The following is a 16,528-nucleotide window of genomic DNA, read 5'->3' on the forward strand; positions in this document are numbered from 1 at the left end:
CAGCTTTAAACCTTGGCCTCGATGGCATCCCAGATCAGCGAAGCGATGTCAGCGCCGCCGAATTTTTTCACTTCCCGTATGCCGGTTGGGGAGGTGACATTGATTTCCGTCATGTAATCGCCAATGACATCAATGCCGACAAAGATGAAACCGCGCTGCTTCAGCGCCGGGCCGATGCGCTCGCAGATTTCATGCTCGCGTGCCGTCATGCCAATGGCTTCCGCCCGGCCGCCGACATGCATGTTCGACCGCGCCTCGCCTTCGGCAGGCACCCGGTTGATCGCACCGACGGCAACCCCGTCGACCAGAATGATGCGTTTGTCACCGGCCCGCACATCAGGCAGGTATTGCTGCACCATGAACGGCTCGGGAAACGCCTGTTCGAACATTTCCAGCAGCGAAGCCAGATTCTGGTCCGCGCCTGTCAGTCGGAACACACCGGCGCCGCCATTGCCGTACAGTGGTTTCAGAATAATATCGCCGTGCTCCTGTCGGAAGGCCCTTATATCATCACGATTTCTCGAAATCAGCGTTTTCGGCATCAGATCGGGAAACTCGGTGACGAAGATTTTTTCCGGCGCGTTGCGCACGTGAAACGGGTCGTTGACGACAAGGGTCTGCGGATGCACCCGTTCCAGCAGATGTGTCGTGGTGATGTAATTCATGTCGAATGGCGGGTCCTGACGCAGCAGCACCACGTCCAGATCCGCCAGATTTCGCATTTCCTCGTCGCCGAGAGAGAAATGGTCACCCTTCACATCCTGGACGGTCAGCGGTGCCATTCGCGCCCGGACAGTGCCATCAAGCATCATCAGCTGCGCCGGTTCATAATGATGCAGGACATGGCCGCGTCTGGAGGCTTCCAGCAACAGGGCAAAGCTCGAATCGCCACCAATCTGAACAGTGGAAATATGGTCCATCTGGACCGCGACCTGGAGTGACATAGACGTACCTCAGAAGGGATCAGGAGTGTCGAAAGCCTGTTTCAGATGGACCGGCCAGCGCCATGGCGCAAGGGCTACCACATCAAAGCGCGTATTGTAATTTGCGAATTTCGGATGCCGTGACAGCCAATGATCAGCCGCGCGGGCAATGCGCGCCTGGGCGGTGGGGTGGATCGATTCCAGTCCAGCGTCAATAGTGCTGCGCCATTTGACTTCGACAAACACCACAAGCTGGCCCCGGCCCGCCACAAGATCAATTTCTCCGACGGGGGTTCTGTAACGCCGGCTCAAAATGGCAAACCCCTTGGCCCGCAACAACAGGGCGGCTTTTGTTTCGGCTTGTCTGCCACGGGTTTCAGCCCGTTGGCGTCGATCAGGCCGGCTCATTCGCCATCGCGCAACTGCAAAGCGCGCTGGTAAATTTGGCGGCGTTTCAGGCCACTGATCATCATCACATCATCCACCGCCTGTTTCAGCGACACCTTCGCCAGGCGCTCGGCCAGCGCACCATCCAGATCAAACGCGTCGCCCTGTTGTGTGCCGCGCCCGATCAGCAGCACGATTTCCCCTTTGGGAGAAGGCGCGGCGTCAAATTCCCCGGCCAGTTGACCCAGCGTGCCGCGATAAAATGTCTCAAACCGTTTGGTCAGCTCGCGTCCCACCACCGCCGGACGGTCTGCGCCCAGTACATTGACAGCGGTTTTCAGGCTGGCCGCGATCCGCTTCGGGCTGTCATAGAAAATCACGGTTGCAGCAAGAGCGCCGGCGGATCGAATCAAGTCAGCTCGGGCTTTTTCCTTGCTCGGCAAAAACCCGATGAAATGGAACTGGCTGTCACCAAGATCCGCCGCCACCAACGCCGCCAGAACGGCAGATGCGCCTGGCACAGGAACAACCTGATGTCCCGCTTCCAGAACCTGGCTCACCAGCCGGCTGCCGGGATCAGAGACCAGCGGTGTGCCGGCATCACTGATCAGCGCCACTGGCCCGCTGTCCAGAGCTTCGATAATTTTGCGCCCGGCCGTCTCCGCATTGTGCTCATGATAGGCCATCATCGGCGTGGTGATGCCGTAATGCGACAGCAGAACCCGGCTGACACGGGTGTCTTCACAGGCAATCAGATGCGCGCTTGCCAGGGTTTCAAGAGCCCGCAGCGTAATGTCCTTGAGATGCCCAATAGGTGTGGAAACCAGATACAGCCCCGCTTCCAGGCGCGGGGCATGCAGCCGATGCCCACCGATGGAAAACCCGCCTGATTCAGCTATCCTGCCATTATCTGCTATCTTGTCGGCGGGTAGCGCCATTCAAAAACCCTTTTAATCACGATTGCCGGTCAAGAGATATTCGCTGAACGTTTAAAAGTTTACTGGATTTTTTACCTGCAGCACGGTGGAGAGGAGATAATTATGCAATTTGTTACTTTGTTGTGTTCCCATTTCTCGCGCTTTTGCCGTAAAAGGCAAGGGCGGTTTCCCGATTGGCTCTGCAAGTGAGTCCGGTCAGCCGGCTGCGGACAGGTCCGGGCCGCGAAAACAGTGTGGTATTGCTATGGCTTTTGTAGATTTGTTTAAGCGTCAATGGATTCGGACAGCAGTGCTGGTCGCTGCCGGTGCCGCGTTGAGCGGATGCCTGCCGTCCGGTTTTGGCGGTGGCGGTGGCGGCTCCGGTTTCCGCAATCAGGGCTCGCCACTTGCAGGTCCGACCCAGTCGCCAGGCGGTGAAGTGATCGGCTCCGGCTCGGTGCGTATCGCCCTGCTTGTGCCGCAGAGCGCCACAGGCAATGCCGGCACCATTGGCACATCTTTCAAGAATGCAGCCGCGCTCGCCATAAGCGATTTCCCGAATGCCAATATCCAGATACTGGTCAAGGATACTCAGGGCACGCCGCAAGGTGCCCAGGCAGCCGCAAATGCAGCTTTGTCACAAGGTGTTGAGCTTATTCTCGGGCCGGTTTTCGGTGATGCGGTAAAGCCCGTCGCGGCGCTCGCCGTTCCGCGCTCGGTTCCGGTTATTTCGTTTTCAACCCGCACCGAGGTCGCGACCCGCGGCGCCTTTCTGATGGGCTTCCTGCCCAGAGATCAGGTCTATCGTGCCGCCGCCTATGCCTCCGAGCAGGGCAAAAAGTCATTTGCGGTGCTGGTCCCCAACACCCAGCCGGGTCTCATTTATGAAGGTCTGTTCCGCGAGGCGGCAGCGTCGTTCGGCATTCGCGTGGCTACCATTGCACGCTATGAGCAGGATCGCACATCAATGCAGCAAAAGGTTGCGGAGGTCGCCAAATTATCCTCGTCAATTGACGGTATCTTCATGCCGGACAGCGCCGGATCTGTCACGTTCCTGGCTCAACTTCTGGCGGCGGCAGGAATGCAGTCACCGCGCGTGCTCTATGTCGGATCAGGTCAATGGGATGATCCGAAAATTCCGGCAGAACCGGCCTTGCGCGGAGCGATTTATGCTTCAGCGCCGAATGATCGTTTCCAGCAATTTTCCAGCCGCTACCAGCAGGCCTACGGCTCGCCACCGCCGCGAAATGCCTCCCTGGCTTATGATGCTGCAATACTCGCGGCAGGCCTGACGGCGCGATTCGGTGACCAGAAATTCAGCCAGCGGGTGCTGACCAATCCAGATGGATTTGCCGGTTTAGATGGCGTGTTCCGGTTCAATTCAGACGGCACAAATACCCGCGCCATGGCCGTTTACGAGGTTCAGTCCGGTGGCGCGCGGGTTGTCAGCCCGGCCCCGACAAGTTTGAGCAATCGCGGTTTCTAAAGCGGTTGATGAATAGCGAACCAGAGTGTTCAATGTAATCATCAAATGCGCTAAATCGCCAGATCGGCGACCACTGCGTCCAGCACGATGGCACCATCTTTAGTGGCGCGGATGCGGTCTTCACTGTTGGAGCCTGCGGCAATCGGCGCAAGCCGTTCGATCATGTTATGGCTCAGCAAATCTTCCACCCGTCGTGGATCGATGCGGCGGCCTGACAGCGCCTGATAGCGGGCCAGATCGATGCCCTCATGCAGCCGCAACCCCATCACCAGAAATTCGTCACCCTGTTCTTCAGCCAGCAATTCATCATCGGTAATGGTGCCGTGCTGGTTGGCTTCCACCAGCGACAGCCAGCGTTCAGGATTGCGTTCCGTTGCCGTTGCAAAGCGTGACCGGCCATTCGTCCCCACAAGCCGGCCGTGAGCACCGGGGCCGACACCGACATATTCGCCATAGCGCCAGTATATCAAATTGTGCCGGCTTTCAGCGCCGGGTACAGCGTGGTTGGAGGTTTCATAGGCCGGCAATCCGGCCTCTTCGCAGATGGCTTGCGTCACCTGGTAGAGCTCTGCCGCTTCGTCTTGACTGGGAACCACCAGTTTGCCGGCGTGTTGTAGCGCCCAGAACGGTGTCTCCTGCTCGATGGTCAGTTGATACAGCGACAGATGGTCAGCCGCGTAATCGAGCGCCCGTTTCAACTCCTCCGTCCAGTCTTTCACATTCTGGCCGGGCCGGGCATAAATCAGATCAAACGACAGCCGCGGAAAGGTCTGGCGCGCCAGTTCGATGGCATTGACGGCTTCGTCGACATTATGCAGTCGGCCGAGGAATTTCAGATCGCCATCATTGAGGGCCTGCACACCCAGCGACAGCCGGTTGATGCCAGCCTTGCGATAGGCCTTGAACCGGTCTGCCTCAACCGATTGCGGATTGGCTTCCATGCTGATTTCCGCTTCCGGCTCGACTGCCCAGTGCCAGTGAATGGCGTCCAGTATACCGGCGAGAATTTCCGGTTCCATCAGGGATGGTGTGCCGCCTCCGAAGAAAATGCTTGAAACCTGTCTGTCCGGTGTGCGCTCGGCAAAATGGGCGATTTCGGATTTGAAAGCGGCCAGAAACCGCGCCTGATCAACCGGCTTGTGGCGGACATGGGAATTAAAGTCACAATAAGGGCATTTCGCAGCACAAAACGGCCAGTGCACGTAAATCCCGAACCCGGCATTCCGGGTTGGATGGTCAGGCCCGCCGCTGCCGGAGCGCACTGCAGCGGCAAGTGCGCGCCCTTCCGGTTTGGGGTTGTCAGAATAATGTTCCATCAGTGTCACACGACCGCAATCCTGTTCGTGGAGGTCACAGCCCGAATTTCTCAAACAAAGCAAAAGCACGCGCCCGGTGCGACAGACCCGGCTCACCGCCGGGCCGCGGCCCGTGCTTTTGCTGCGGGGTCATTTCCCCGAATGTTTTATTATGATTCTCGGGCAAAAAAATCGGATCATAGCCAAATCCCTGTGTACCTCTTGGTGGCCAGACGATTTCACCTCTGACAATTCCCTCAAACAGGAACGTTTCACCATCAGGATAGGCCAGACAGAGCGCACTGACAAATTCGGCACCCCGGGCGGCCGGGCTGGTTGCGCCTTTTGCCATCAGCGCCTCCTGAACATTGCGCATGGCCATCATGAAATCCCGGTCCGGTCCGGCCCATCTTGCCGAGTAAATTCCCGGATCGCCGTCCAGAGTGTCAACGGACAGCCCGGAATCATCGGACAATGCGGGCAGGCCCGTGGCATGGGTCGCGGCCAGAGCCTTCAATTCTGCATTAGCGGCAAAACTGGTGCCGGTTTCTTCCGGCTCCGGCAAATCCAGCTCTGCCGCTGAGACCACTTCAATGCCATGGGGTGCGACAAGATCGCGGATTTCGCGAAGCTTGCCCTCGTTGTGACTGGCCAGCACCAGCTTGCCACCATTGAGTTTGCGAGCCGGGCGGTTCATTTACATGATCGCCATGTTCTGCAGCGAAACCAATTGGCTGATCCCGGATTTCGCCAGCTCCAGCAGCTGATTCAACTGGCCTTCGGTAAACGGTTCCTGTTCTGCCGTACCCTGGATTTCAACAATGCCGCCGGAACCCGTCATGACGAAATTGGCGTCGGTGTCGGCCGCCGAATCCTCATCATAGTCAAGATCCAGCACAGGCGTTCCCTGGTAAATGCCGCAGGAAATGGCCGCAACATTATCTTTCAGCACGGTGCCGGTGATCAGATTTCGCTGGCGCATCCAGCTCAGACAATCGCTCAAGGCGACCCAGGCCCCGGTGATCGCCGCCGTGCGTGTGCCGCCATCCGCCTGGATGACGTCGCAATCCAGCGTGATTTGGCGTTCGCCGAGCGCCTGCATATCCACCACGGCGCGCAATGAGCGCCCGATCAGGCGCTGGATTTCCTGGGTTCTGCCCGACTGTTTGCCGCTGGCCGCCTCGCGGCGCATGCGCCCGCCGGTGGAGCGCGGCAACATGCCGTATTCTGCGGTCACCCAGCCTTTGCCGCCACCGCGCAGCCAGGGCGGCACGTTTTCGGCAAGACTGGCAGTACACAGCACATGGGTATCGCCGAATTTCACCAGGCACGACCCTTCAGCGTGTTTTGAGACATTGCGGTCCAGAGAAACGGCACGCAGGGCATCGGCGGTACGATTGGATGGTCTCATGGGTCTTTAATCTCTTCATTTTCAGCGATTCACGCATCTTGATAGACAAGCCGGACCGGAAAGCAAAGCAGAGAAACCGTAAGATGGTTAGGGCTGTCACAAGTTTCACTTTTCATGATGCCCGGCAGACACTAAGTTCTATACCTGTAATCCGAGTTTCTGCGGAATGGTGACGATGGCCTCTGTCAATCACTTGTTTGATCAAGATCTGGACGAACGCTCCCGTCAGGTGTTCCGGCGGATTGTCGATGCGTATATGGAAGATGGTGCGCCGGTTGGCTCACGCAATCTGTCGCGCAGCCTGGCACTCAACCTCTCGCCTGCCTCGATCCGCAACGTCATGTCCGATCTGGAACAGATGGGTTTGATCTATGCGCCGCATATCAGCGCCGGTCGTCTGCCGACGGAACGCGGGTTGCGGTTTTTTGTCGATGCGATGATGGAAATAGGCGATCTCGACGAGCAGTCACGCCAACAGATCGATGCCCAGTTTGGCAGTCCCAGAACTGATAATCCTGGCGAAACGCTGCTCGCCGATGCCAGCCGCATGCTGTCCGGCGTGTCGCGCGGGGCAGGGCTTGTTCTGACCGGAAAACGCGAAGTGCCTTTGAAGCATATCGAGTTTGTCCGCATTGAGGATGGCCGCGCCCTGGTGGTGCTGGTGGCGCAGGATGGTGCGGTGGAAAACCGCATCATCGAGATTCCAAAAGGCATGCCGGCGTCAGCTCTGGTCGAAGCATCGAATTATCTCAATGAAGGATTGCGCGGCCGCACCCTTCCCGAAGCGCGCCAGGAACTGCAGCAGATGCTGGACTCTCAGCGCCGCGAACTGGATGATCTGACTGCACGGCTGGTAGAAGCGGGACTGGCGACCTGGGCCGGTGTCAACAAGGGCGCGCGCAACGCCCAGAATCTGATTGTCCGGGGCCGTGCCAATCTGCTGGAAGATGTCAGTCAGGGCGAGGATCTGGATCGCATCCGCCTGTTGTTTGAAGATCTGGAGAGCAAGTCCGACCTGATTGAACTGCTGGGTTCCACCGAAAGCGGCGACGGTGTGCGGATTTTCATCGGCTCGGAAAACAGCTTGTTTTCCATGTCCGGATCATCGCTTGTGGTCGCGCCCTATCACAATGCGGAAGACAATGTTGTGGGCGTGCTCGGCGTCATCGGACCAACCCGCCTGAATTACGGCCGCATCATCCCTGTTGTCGATTATACCGCCCAGCTTTTGGGAAAAATGCTCAGTTAGACCGATTGAAGGTTGATTTTTCACTTGCAAGCTTCGATATCCCGACCATCAGATTAAATCGAAAAGACCGTGATCGATCATGAGTGACGAAACCAGAAAAATTGATGAATTGAAAAACCAGGCGGCGGACATTGATATGTCAGAAACCGGCGCGCAGGACGAAGCTGCCGCAAACAGCGCGTCGGAAGCCGCTGATACTGCGCAGCGATCGCCGGAAGAAGTGATAGATGCGCTGTTGCAGGAGAACCAGGATCTGCGCGACGAAAAAGACGCGGCGAAGGACCGGATGCTGCGCGTTGCCGCCGACATGGAAAATCTGCGCCGCCGCACCCAGCGCGATGTTGCGGATGCCCGGCAATATGCGATTTCAAACTTCGCCCGTGATGTATTGAGCATCGGCGATAATCTGGACCGCGCCATTTCCACAGTGTCCGACGAGGAAAAGGAAAATGCCGGAACCACGCTGGCAGCTCTGGTGGAAGGTGTAGAAATGACCGGCCGCGAAATGGTTCGGGTATTTGCCAAACACGGTGTCACCAAGGAAGAACCGGTCGGCCAGAAATTTGATCCGAACCGCCATCAGGCGATGTTCGAAGTACCGGATGCCTCGGTTTCCAGCGGCACTGTCGTGCAGGTTATGCAGGCCGGCTACATGCTCGGCGACCGGGTCTTGAGGCCTGCCATGGTCGGTGTCGCCAAAGGTGGTCCGAAGATGTCCCCGAAAGCCGGCCCTGCAGAGGACACTGAAGACGAGGCGTAGAGCGTATCAGACCAAGCGCTGCTCCGTCTCGACCGGTTCTTCATGGACGCGCCGCAGTGTCAGATTAATCCGGCCCGGTGCCTTCAGCAGGGTTGATGTGCCGGGATAGATTCGGTCGACGCCGTGAAACGCCAGGCGTTGCTCGCCGCCCATCACCAGAACATCCCCGGATTGCAGCTTGAAACTTTGTGTCGCACCACCTCTGTTGACGCCGCCGATGCGGAACCGGCATGTATCGCCCAGTGAGACAGATACAACGGGCGCCGTGAACATGGTCTCGTCGCGGTCCTGATGCAGGCCCATCTTCGCGCCTGGCTCGTAATAATTGATCAGGCAGGCCTGCGGTGCCGGCGCTTGCTCAGCAACGTTGACCCAAAGTTCCTGCAGCATGGCCGGCATGGTTGGCCATGGCTGCCCTGTGACAGGATGCCGGGATTGATAGCGATAGCCCTGCCGGTCTGCGACCCAGCCCAGAGCTCCGCAATTGCTCATCTTTACCGACAGTGCTTTGCCGGTTTTTGGCATGGTGGGTTGAAACAGTGGGGCCTGCAGAACAATATCGCGGACCGCGTCGCGAAGCGCGATCTGGGCCTCCCGATCAAAGTACTCGCGGTAAAGCAACACGCCGCCGCCAAGGTCGATCATGAGTCGGTGATCATAAGTTTTTTGATGTCTTTCATCCGCAGTTTTATCTTTGCCGGTAGGCCGATCCTGATCATCAAAAAGATCAATGTAACTATCAAACCAACCAGCTTCTTAAAAAACCGCCCATTCCGGCGCTTGCAGGTATCGGCCTGCTCTCTTATATACGCCTCGACGCACGGTGACGCCGGATTTTTCCACTGTTTCACGGAACCCTCCCGGCCCACATCAAACGTGCAGTAACAAAGCTGTTGAACAAAGGGGATTTGATCCTAAGTCGTGAAAACAACAACCGATGCCTTGAGGTCGGTGCGATGAAACGGTTCATATCCGCCAAATAAGGAGAGTAAGCATGGCGAAAGTCATTGGTATTGATTTGGGAACTACCAATTCATGTATTGCCGTTATGGACGGTAAAGCCCCGAAAGTTATTGAAAACGCCGAAGGTGCCCGGACCACACCATCCATGGTCGGTTTCAGCGAGGACGGTCAACGTCTGGTCGGTCAGTCCGCCAAGCGTCAGGCAGTCACCAATCCTGAAAACACAGTGTATGCTGTCAAGCGTCTTGTTGGCCGTCGCTTCAATGATCCGATGGTGACGAAAGACAAAAAGCTGGTGCCTTACCAGATTGTCAAAGCCGACAATGGCGACGCCTGGGTCAAAGCCCAGGGCGAAACCTATTCACCCTCCCAGGTCTCTGCCATGATCCTTCAGAAAATGAAGGAAACTGCGGAAGCCTATCTGGGTGAAAGCGTAACCCAGGCGGTTATTACCGTTCCGGCCTATTTCAACGACGCCCAGCGTCAGGCCACCAAAGATGCCGGCAAGATCGCCGGCCTCGAAGTGCTGCGCATCATCAACGAGCCGACTGCAGCGGCCCTTGCCTATGGTCTGGACAAGAACGATGGCAAGACCATCGCTGTCTACGATTTGGGCGGCGGTACTTTTGACGTGTCGATACTGGAAATCGGCGACGGCGTGTTTGAAGTGAAATCCACCAATGGTGATACCTTCCTCGGCGGTGAAGATTTTGACATGCGTCTGGTCGATTATCTGGCAGACGAGTTCAAGAAGGATCAGGCCATTGATCTGCGCGGTGACAAGCTGGCGCTGCAGCGTCTGAAGGAAGCTGCCGAGAAAGCCAAGATCGAGCTGTCCTCTTCAAGTCAGACCGAAGTCAATCTGCCGTTTATCACGGCCGATGCTTCAGGACCAAAACACCTGACCATCAAACTCACCCGCGCCAAGCTGGAATCTCTCGTTGAGGATCTGGTTCAGCGTACGGTTGGCCCTTGCAAATCGGCTCTGAAAGATGCCGGCCTGTCAGCCGGCGAGATTGACGAAGTGGTTCTGGTTGGCGGCATGACCCGCATGCCGAGAATCCAGGAAGTGGTAAAAGAGTTCTTCGGCAAGGAGCCACATAAGGGCGTCAATCCGGACGAAGTGGTTGCCATGGGCGCTGCCATTCAGGCTGGTGTTCTGCAGGGTGATGTCAAGGATGTGCTGTTGCTGGATGTGACACCATTGTCGCTTGGTATTGAAACTCTTGGCGGCGTGTTCGATCGTTTGATCGAACGCAACACCACCATTCCGACCAAGAAGCAGAAGGTCTATTCAACCGCTGAAGACAATCAGAATGCGGTCACTATCCGGGTCTTCCAGGGTGAACGCGAAATGGCTGCAGACAACAAGGTTCTTGGTCAGTTCGACCTGGCCGGAATTCCGCCTGCACCACGTGGCATGCCTCAGATCGAGGTGACATTCGACATTGATGCCAATGGTATCGTCAATGTGTCGGCCAAGGATAAGGGCACCGGCAAGGAGATGCAGATCCAGATTCAGGCCTCCGGCGGTCTGTCTGATGGTGAGATTGACAATATGGTCAAGGACGCTGAGGCGAATGCTGATGCGGACAAGAAACGCAAGGAATCCGTTGAGGCCAAAAACCACGCGGAAGCCTTGCTCAATACGACCGAGAAGTCGCTTGAGGAGCATGGTGACAAGCTCCCTGAAGACGACAAGACGGCCATCGAGATGGGCATTGCCGATCTGAAAACAGCGGTTGAAGGTGATGATTCAGAAGAAATCATGACCAAGACTCAGGCGCTGGCAACTGTATCCATGAAGCTTGGCGAAGCGATTTACAAAGCTTCCCAGGAAGAGGCCGATGAGGCCGACGGATCAGATGCTGGTGATGAAGATGTCATCGACGCTGATTTTGAAGAAGTCTCCGACGACGATGCGGATGAGCAAAAATCCGCATAAGGTCGATGCCAACTGATCGGGCAGGTGCCTTCGGGCGCCTGCCCGCATTCGGGTGTGGTTGTTGATGACCGGTTCCGCTCCACACTTGTCCGCATTCTATATGGCTCGCCGACAGCGCGGCGGAAGGTGCAGACAGGCAGGGCAATCTGATCCGTCCTCCGGGGCGCTGCGCTGAAAGTTGATGCGACGAATCGTGATGTTGCAGAGCCGGCGGTGATGTCCGCCAGGCACCATCATCAAGGGTGCCGGACCGATTGATTATTGAAACAGGACGGGGTGAATCGAAAGTGCTGGAATTGTGTGTTGTGAACGGTTACTCACTGCTTGATCGCACCCGGATGCCTGTCGGTCCGAGCCTTTCTGATCCCGCCAGAGACGAGTAGATTTCCGATGTCCAAACGCGATTTTTACGACGTGCTGGGAGTTGACCGGAGTGCCGACGACAAGGTTCTCAAAGGCGCATACCGCAAGAAAGCGATGCAGTATCACCCGGACCGCAATCCTGGGGATGCAGCCGCAGAATCCAATTTCAAAGATATCAATGCCGCCTATGAGGCTCTGAAGGACCCGCAGAAACGCGCCGCCTATGACCGTTTCGGCCATGCCGCCTTTGAACAGGGCGGGCCCGGTGCCGGAATGGGAGGCGACTTCGGCGCCTCGATGTCGGATATATTTGAAGATATTTTCGGGGATTTCATGGGCGCTGGCGGACGCCGCGGCCGGACTGCCAGCAATCGCGGCGCGGATCTGCGCTACAATCTTGAAATCAGTCTTGAAGATGCCTTTGCCGGCAAGACCGTCGACATTGACATTCCAACGTCAATCGCCTGCGACAAATGTGCCGGAAGTGGCGCCAACCCCGGGTCCTCCCCGACTTCCTGTGCCACCTGTGGCGGCATTGGCAAAGTCCGCGCGGCGCAGGGATTTTTCACCATTGAGCGCACCTGTCCGACCTGTCAGGGTCGTGGCGAGATCATCAGCAATCCGTGCGACAAATGTTCCGGCCAGGGCCGCGTTCACGAACAGCGGTCCCTGTCTGTCAACATCCCGGCAGGCATTGAGGACGGTACCCGCATCCGCCTCGCCAATGAAGGTGAAGCCGGAGAACGCGGCGGCCCGACCGGTGATCTTTATATATTCGTCTCATTGAAGCCGCATGATTTCTTCCAGCGCGACGGCGCGGACATATTTTGCCGGGTTCCGATTTCCCTGACAACGGCTGCGCTGGGCGGCCAGTTTGATGTGCCGACGGTTGATGGCGGAAAGACCCGCGTCAAGGTACCTGACGGCAGTCAGACCGGCAAACAGTTCCGCTTGCGCGGCAAGGGTATGAGTGTATTGCGCTCCAAACAGCGCGGTGACATGTACATTCAGATCGCGGTCGAAACACCGAGCAATCTGAGCAAACGGCAGAGAGAGCTGTTGCAGGAATTCGAAAAAGAAAGTTCTGCCGACAACAGCCCGCAGTCTCACGGTTTTTTTGCAAGAATGCGCGATTTTTTTGAAAATCTGGGCGGCGAAGCGTCCTGACAGGCGCGGCCGGGTTCATCTGGGAGGTTTTGTGACAGAGAGTGACAAACACTCCAAGACTGACGGACACACCGGACCGTCCGCGAAGACGGGGGAGGCCGGATCATCTCAGGAAAATTGTGCAAGGGACCCGCGCCGCGATCGACTTTTGCGCGGCCTGAAAGATGACGCCCGGTTTCTGAAAAACTGGGCCTCCCGGCCGCTGACAACCGGTGCGGTTTCACCGTCCGGAAAAGCCCTGGCTGAACGCATGGCGCGGACGGTTGATCTGCAATCGGACCTGCCGGTGGTGGAGCTGGGACCGGGCACCGGAGCTGTAACCAAGGCGCTGTTGCAAAGAGGCGTGCCTCCGCAGCGCATTATTGCCCTCGAGTTCAATCGCGATTTCTGCAAATTGCTCCGCAATCGATTTCCCGGTTGCCGGATTTTGCAGGGTGATGCCTATGCGCTTGGCAAAACGCTGCAGGACCACGGCATTACGCAAGCTGCCTGTTTCGTGTCCAGCCTGCCGCTGTTCACCCGTCCGCTGGCTGATCGTATTGCGCTGATCAACGCCGCTCTGTCGCTGATGCCCCGGGGCGGGGAATTTATTCAGTTCTCCTATGCACTGGTGCCACCTGTCAGAAGCGGTGAGTTGCAAAGCCCCTGCGAATTGAATGTCAGCCCCTGGATCATGCTCAATCTGCCTCCGGCACGGGTGTGGCGCTACGCCACCATTTTATGACGGTGCCAAGATCAAACTCTTCCATTTAACCTCCTGATTGAGTCCAGAGACTAACTCTACGAAAGGTAAAACTGAATGCGACCCGAACATTTGACAGCCAGGGACCGTGTCATCGTTGCCCTCGACTATTCAGGCACTGACGAAGCCAGAGCTTTGGTGGAAACACTGGGAGACAGTGCATCTTTTTACAAAATTGGCTATCAGCTTGCCTTTGCCGGTGGTCTGGCTCTGGTCGCGGAGTTGAAAGCGGCCGGAAAGCGGGTGTTTCTCGATCTGAAGCTGCTCGATATCGACAACTCGATCAAGGGCGGTGTCAGCAGTATTGCAGCGCTTGGCGCGGATATGTTGACGCTGCATGCCTATCCCAAAGCCATGGCCGCTGCAGTGGCCGCGAAAAAGGAAACCCCGGCGGCCGCCGATCTGAGCCTGCTTGGTGTTACGGTTTTGACCAGTATGGATGATGATGATCTGCAGGATGCCGGTTATCACGCCAGCGCTTCGGATCTGGTTGCCAGCCGCGGCGCACAGGCCTTGTCTGCGGGCATGGACGCTCTGGTCTGTTCATCACTGGAAGCCAGCGCTCTGCGCGCCATCGTCGGTGACAACATGGCCCTGGTGGTGCCGGGCATCCGCCCCAAGGGCAGTGATCATGGCGACCAGAAACGGGTCATGACACCGGCGCAGGCGGTCAATGCCGGTGCCGATTATCTGGTGATCGGGCGGCCGATCAATGCCGCAGAAAATCCTGTCGCGGTGATGCAAGCCATTGTGGCCGAACTGGAAGGCAGCAGTTGAATTCGAAATTCAACCACGCCGCCGCACCTCTCAGGGCGAACCGGGTCCGATGGGCCGCCGCCGGCTGATCGCCAGTTTGCGTTCTCGGTAAAGCGTGAAAAGACCGCTGCAGACGACAATGATACTGCCGATGATCATGGCCAGATCGGGAATGTCACCAAAGGCCATATATCCCAGCAGGACAGCCCAGATCAGAGCGGTATACCGGAAAGGAGAGGTAAAACTGACATCTCCGAACCGCATCGCCTGAATCGAACAGAAATAAGCTGTCAGCAGAAAAAACGTAGAACCGCTCAACTTTACAAGGGTCAGAGCCGAGACCGGCTGCCATGTCCCGAAAAGGGTGACGAGCGCTCCCATGATCATCACCGCGCAACTGGCATAGAATGAAATGAAATTTGCCGATATGTTGCGCGGTATCTGGCGGGTCGCCAGATCTCGCAGAACAAGGCAAAACACGGCTGCGAGTGCAGACAAAGAAAAGATATTGAATCCCTCGCCACCGGGGCGGATGATGATCAGCACGCCGACCAGACCGACAGCAATGGCGCTGTAGCGCCGCCAGCCGACCGCTTCGCGCAGTACCACCGCGGCTGCCAGCGTAACGATCAGTGGCATAGCCTGCAAAATGGCGGCGGCGTTGGCCAGTTCCATGTTGAACAGGGCCGTCAGAAAAAACACGGTCCCGGCCAGCTCTCCAATGGTGCGCAGCACCAGATGCCTGTCAAACGCGGCCCGCCTGTCGGAGAATCCACCACTGCGCCAGGTCAGAATACCCATCAATGCAGTGGCCAGAATGCCGCGCAGAAAAATTGCCTGAAACAGACCGATGTCCACATTGGCGAGTTTCATTAACGCGTCATTCAGCGTGAAGCCCAGCATGGCCAAAACCATGAATCCGGCACCGCGCATATTATCACCAATCTGGGGCATCTGGGTCGATCCTGTAAGATGATGTCAGCCATATCGCTCACATCCCTGAATTGACAGATATTTCTCACGTCTGAGCGCCCGGCTCTGTGGCTTCACTGACATTCGCGGAGCTTGCGAAAGCGGGAATTGCAAATTGCATCAGGAAGAGGCATCCTGTCTGTGATAGTTTGATCGCCGGAAACGGATGGCGCGCGAATCAGGAGAAACTGATGGCCGGATTGCAGTCAATTATCAAAATTGGTGCCCTTATCGGGACCGCCCTTCTGATCGCTGGAACTGGTCTGTCATCGGCTTTTGCCGCCAAACATCAGCCCGCCAATCGATTGTTCAGCAGCCGCGATGTTCCGGCTGATCTGAACGCCAACGCCGTCGGGTTTTATACCAAGGGCTGTCTTGCCGGTGGTGCGGCACTGTCCGAGGATGGACCTTACTGGCAGGCCATGCGCCTTTCGCGCAACCGCAACTGGGGTCATCCGGTCCTGATTGAATATCTGGAAAAACTGGCGGAGGCTGCAGCCACCAAAGATGGCTGGAATGGTTTGATGGTGGGCGATCTGTCACAGCCGCGCGGCGGGCCCATGATGACCGGCCATGCCTCTCACCAGATTGGTCTGGACGCTGATATCTGGTTGCGGCCGCTGCCGGACCAGCGGTTGAGCCGGCAGGAACGCGAAGAGATTTCAGCCATTTCGATGCTCAAGGACGACACGTTGGTCGTCGATGATGCTGTCTGGACCGATGCACAATTCCGTATTTTGAAACGCGCCGCCTCTTACAATGAAGTAGCGCGGATTTTTGTGCATCCTGGCATCAAGCGCAAGCTCTGCGACACAGCCGGAGATGATCGCGGCTTTCTACAAAAAATCCGGCCCTGGTACGGGCATTACTACCACTTCCATGTTCGTCTGAAATGCCCGTCAGGGTCTGAAGGCTGCAAAGATCAAGCGGCCCCTCCACCTGGCGATGGCTGCGGAGCGCCGCTGGCCTACTGGTTTACCGATGCGCCGTGGAAACCGGCCAAGCCCAAAGATCCGAACGCCAAGCCGGTCACGCAGCGTCACACCCAGCTCAGTGAACTGCCGAATTCCTGCACCGCAGTGCTGGATGCCCCGGCTCCCGGCGGTGTCTCTGTGCGCAGGCTGGCGCTGAGTTGGCCGCCCTATCCGTGGAACACTGCGCCGCCCCCGAAGGCGCGTCCTGTCAGATAGGT

General features: G+C 57.2%; 17 protein-coding genes. 8 read left to right on the forward strand and 9 right to left on the reverse strand.

What is annotated here, in order from left to right:
- Positions 1 to 5 precede the first annotated feature (5 nt).
- Genes gshB through rsmI form a run of 3 tightly spaced genes read right to left on the reverse strand, consistent with a single transcriptional unit; the run spans position 6 to position 2,248 of the window.
- Positions 6 to 944: a glutathione synthase gene (gene gshB / locus RAL88_RS11680; RefSeq protein WP_306263553.1), complete on the reverse strand. Its 939-nt coding sequence runs from the start codon at positions 942 to 944 to the stop codon at positions 6 to 8.
- A 9-nt stretch (positions 945 to 953) separates the two neighbouring features.
- A complete protein-coding gene (locus tag RAL88_RS11685; RefSeq protein WP_306263555.1) occupies positions 954 to 1,331 on the reverse strand; it encodes a YraN family protein in 378 nt (125 codons plus the stop codon).
- Positions 1,328 to 2,248, reverse strand: coding sequence for a 16S rRNA (cytidine(1402)-2'-O)-methyltransferase (gene rsmI / locus RAL88_RS11690; RefSeq protein WP_306263557.1), 921 nt, complete (start codon positions 2,246 to 2,248; stop codon positions 1,328 to 1,330). Before rsmI ends, RAL88_RS11685 begins: the two co-directional genes overlap by 4 nt.
- 244 nt (positions 2,249 to 2,492) lie before the next feature.
- Between rsmI and RAL88_RS11695 the strand changes: the two genes are divergently transcribed.
- Entirely contained in the window at positions 2,493 to 3,713 is a 1,221-nt protein-coding gene (locus RAL88_RS11695; protein ID WP_306263559.1) for a penicillin-binding protein activator, read from the forward strand.
- Between the two features lie 50 nt (positions 3,714 to 3,763).
- On the opposite strand, the gene hemW is transcribed toward RAL88_RS11695, so the two are convergent.
- From hemW to rph, 3 genes are read right to left on the reverse strand one after another with little or no spacing between them, the layout of a single operon-like run.
- Entirely contained in the window at positions 3,764 to 5,029 is a 1,266-nt protein-coding gene (hemW, locus tag RAL88_RS11700) for a radical SAM family heme chaperone HemW (protein ID WP_306263561.1), read from the reverse strand.
- Positions 5,030 to 5,063: 34 nt separating this feature from the next.
- Positions 5,064 to 5,705, reverse strand: a complete 642-nt coding sequence (rdgB, locus tag RAL88_RS11705) for an RdgB/HAM1 family non-canonical purine NTP pyrophosphatase (protein WP_306263563.1) — start codon at positions 5,703 to 5,705, stop codon at positions 5,064 to 5,066.
- Positions 5,706 to 6,419: a ribonuclease PH gene (gene rph / locus RAL88_RS11710; RefSeq protein WP_306263565.1), complete on the reverse strand. Its 714-nt coding sequence runs from the start codon at positions 6,417 to 6,419 to the stop codon at positions 5,706 to 5,708.
- A 166-nt stretch (positions 6,420 to 6,585) separates the two neighbouring features.
- Between rph and hrcA the strand changes: the two genes are divergently transcribed.
- Positions 6,586 to 7,668, forward strand: a complete 1,083-nt coding sequence (hrcA, locus tag RAL88_RS11715; protein WP_371932091.1) for a heat-inducible transcriptional repressor HrcA — start codon at positions 6,586 to 6,588, stop codon at positions 7,666 to 7,668.
- Between the two features lie 79 nt (positions 7,669 to 7,747).
- Positions 7,748 to 8,428, forward strand: coding sequence for a nucleotide exchange factor GrpE (grpE, locus tag RAL88_RS11720; protein ID WP_306263569.1), 681 nt, complete (start codon positions 7,748 to 7,750; stop codon positions 8,426 to 8,428).
- A gap of 6 nt (positions 8,429 to 8,434) precedes the next feature.
- Here the strand turns inward: grpE and RAL88_RS11725 are convergent, their stop codons facing one another.
- On the reverse strand, positions 8,435 to 9,073 hold the full coding sequence (locus RAL88_RS11725) for an alpha-ketoglutarate-dependent dioxygenase AlkB (RefSeq protein ID WP_306263571.1): 639 nt from the start codon (positions 9,071 to 9,073) through the stop codon (positions 8,435 to 8,437).
- A complete protein-coding gene (locus RAL88_RS11730; RefSeq protein WP_306263573.1) occupies positions 9,070 to 9,279 on the reverse strand; it encodes a hypothetical protein in 210 nt (69 codons plus the stop codon). The genes RAL88_RS11725 and RAL88_RS11730 overlap by 4 nt, the downstream gene beginning before the upstream one ends.
- Positions 9,280 to 9,422: 143 nt before the next feature.
- Here RAL88_RS11730 and dnaK point away from each other — a divergent pair, with 143 nt between their 5' ends.
- From dnaK to pyrF, 4 genes are all read left to right on the forward strand, one after another.
- Complete coding sequence (gene dnaK, locus RAL88_RS11735) at positions 9,423 to 11,336, forward strand: molecular chaperone DnaK (protein ID WP_306263575.1); 1,914 nt, start codon at positions 9,423 to 9,425, stop codon at positions 11,334 to 11,336.
- Between the two features lie 390 nt (positions 11,337 to 11,726).
- Entirely contained in the window at positions 11,727 to 12,866 is a 1,140-nt protein-coding gene (gene dnaJ, locus RAL88_RS11740) for a molecular chaperone DnaJ (protein ID WP_306263576.1), read from the forward strand.
- 31 nt (positions 12,867 to 12,897) lie between these two features.
- Positions 12,898 to 13,590: a class I SAM-dependent methyltransferase gene (locus tag RAL88_RS11745; RefSeq protein WP_306263579.1), complete on the forward strand. Its 693-nt coding sequence runs from the start codon at positions 12,898 to 12,900 to the stop codon at positions 13,588 to 13,590.
- A 75-nt stretch (positions 13,591 to 13,665) separates the two neighbouring features.
- Positions 13,666 to 14,385: an orotidine-5'-phosphate decarboxylase gene (gene pyrF, locus RAL88_RS11750; protein ID WP_306263581.1), complete on the forward strand. Its 720-nt coding sequence runs from the start codon at positions 13,666 to 13,668 to the stop codon at positions 14,383 to 14,385.
- A 30-nt stretch (positions 14,386 to 14,415) separates the two neighbouring features.
- On the opposite strand, the gene RAL88_RS11755 is transcribed toward pyrF, so the two are convergent.
- Positions 14,416 to 15,318 (reverse strand): DMT family transporter, encoded by a 903-nt coding sequence (locus tag RAL88_RS11755; protein ID WP_306263582.1) that lies wholly within the window; start codon positions 15,316 to 15,318, stop codon positions 14,416 to 14,418.
- Positions 15,319 to 15,527: 209 nt separating this feature from the next.
- On the opposite strand from RAL88_RS11755, the gene mepA reads away from it, so the two are divergent.
- Positions 15,528 to 16,526 (forward strand): penicillin-insensitive murein endopeptidase, encoded by a 999-nt coding sequence (mepA, locus tag RAL88_RS11760; protein WP_306263584.1) that lies wholly within the window; start codon positions 15,528 to 15,530, stop codon positions 16,524 to 16,526.
- Positions 16,527 to 16,528: the final 2 nt, after the last annotated feature.

This window comes from Pararhizobium sp. IMCC3301, from assembly GCF_030758315.1.
Taxonomy (GTDB): Bacteria; Pseudomonadota; Alphaproteobacteria; order Rhizobiales.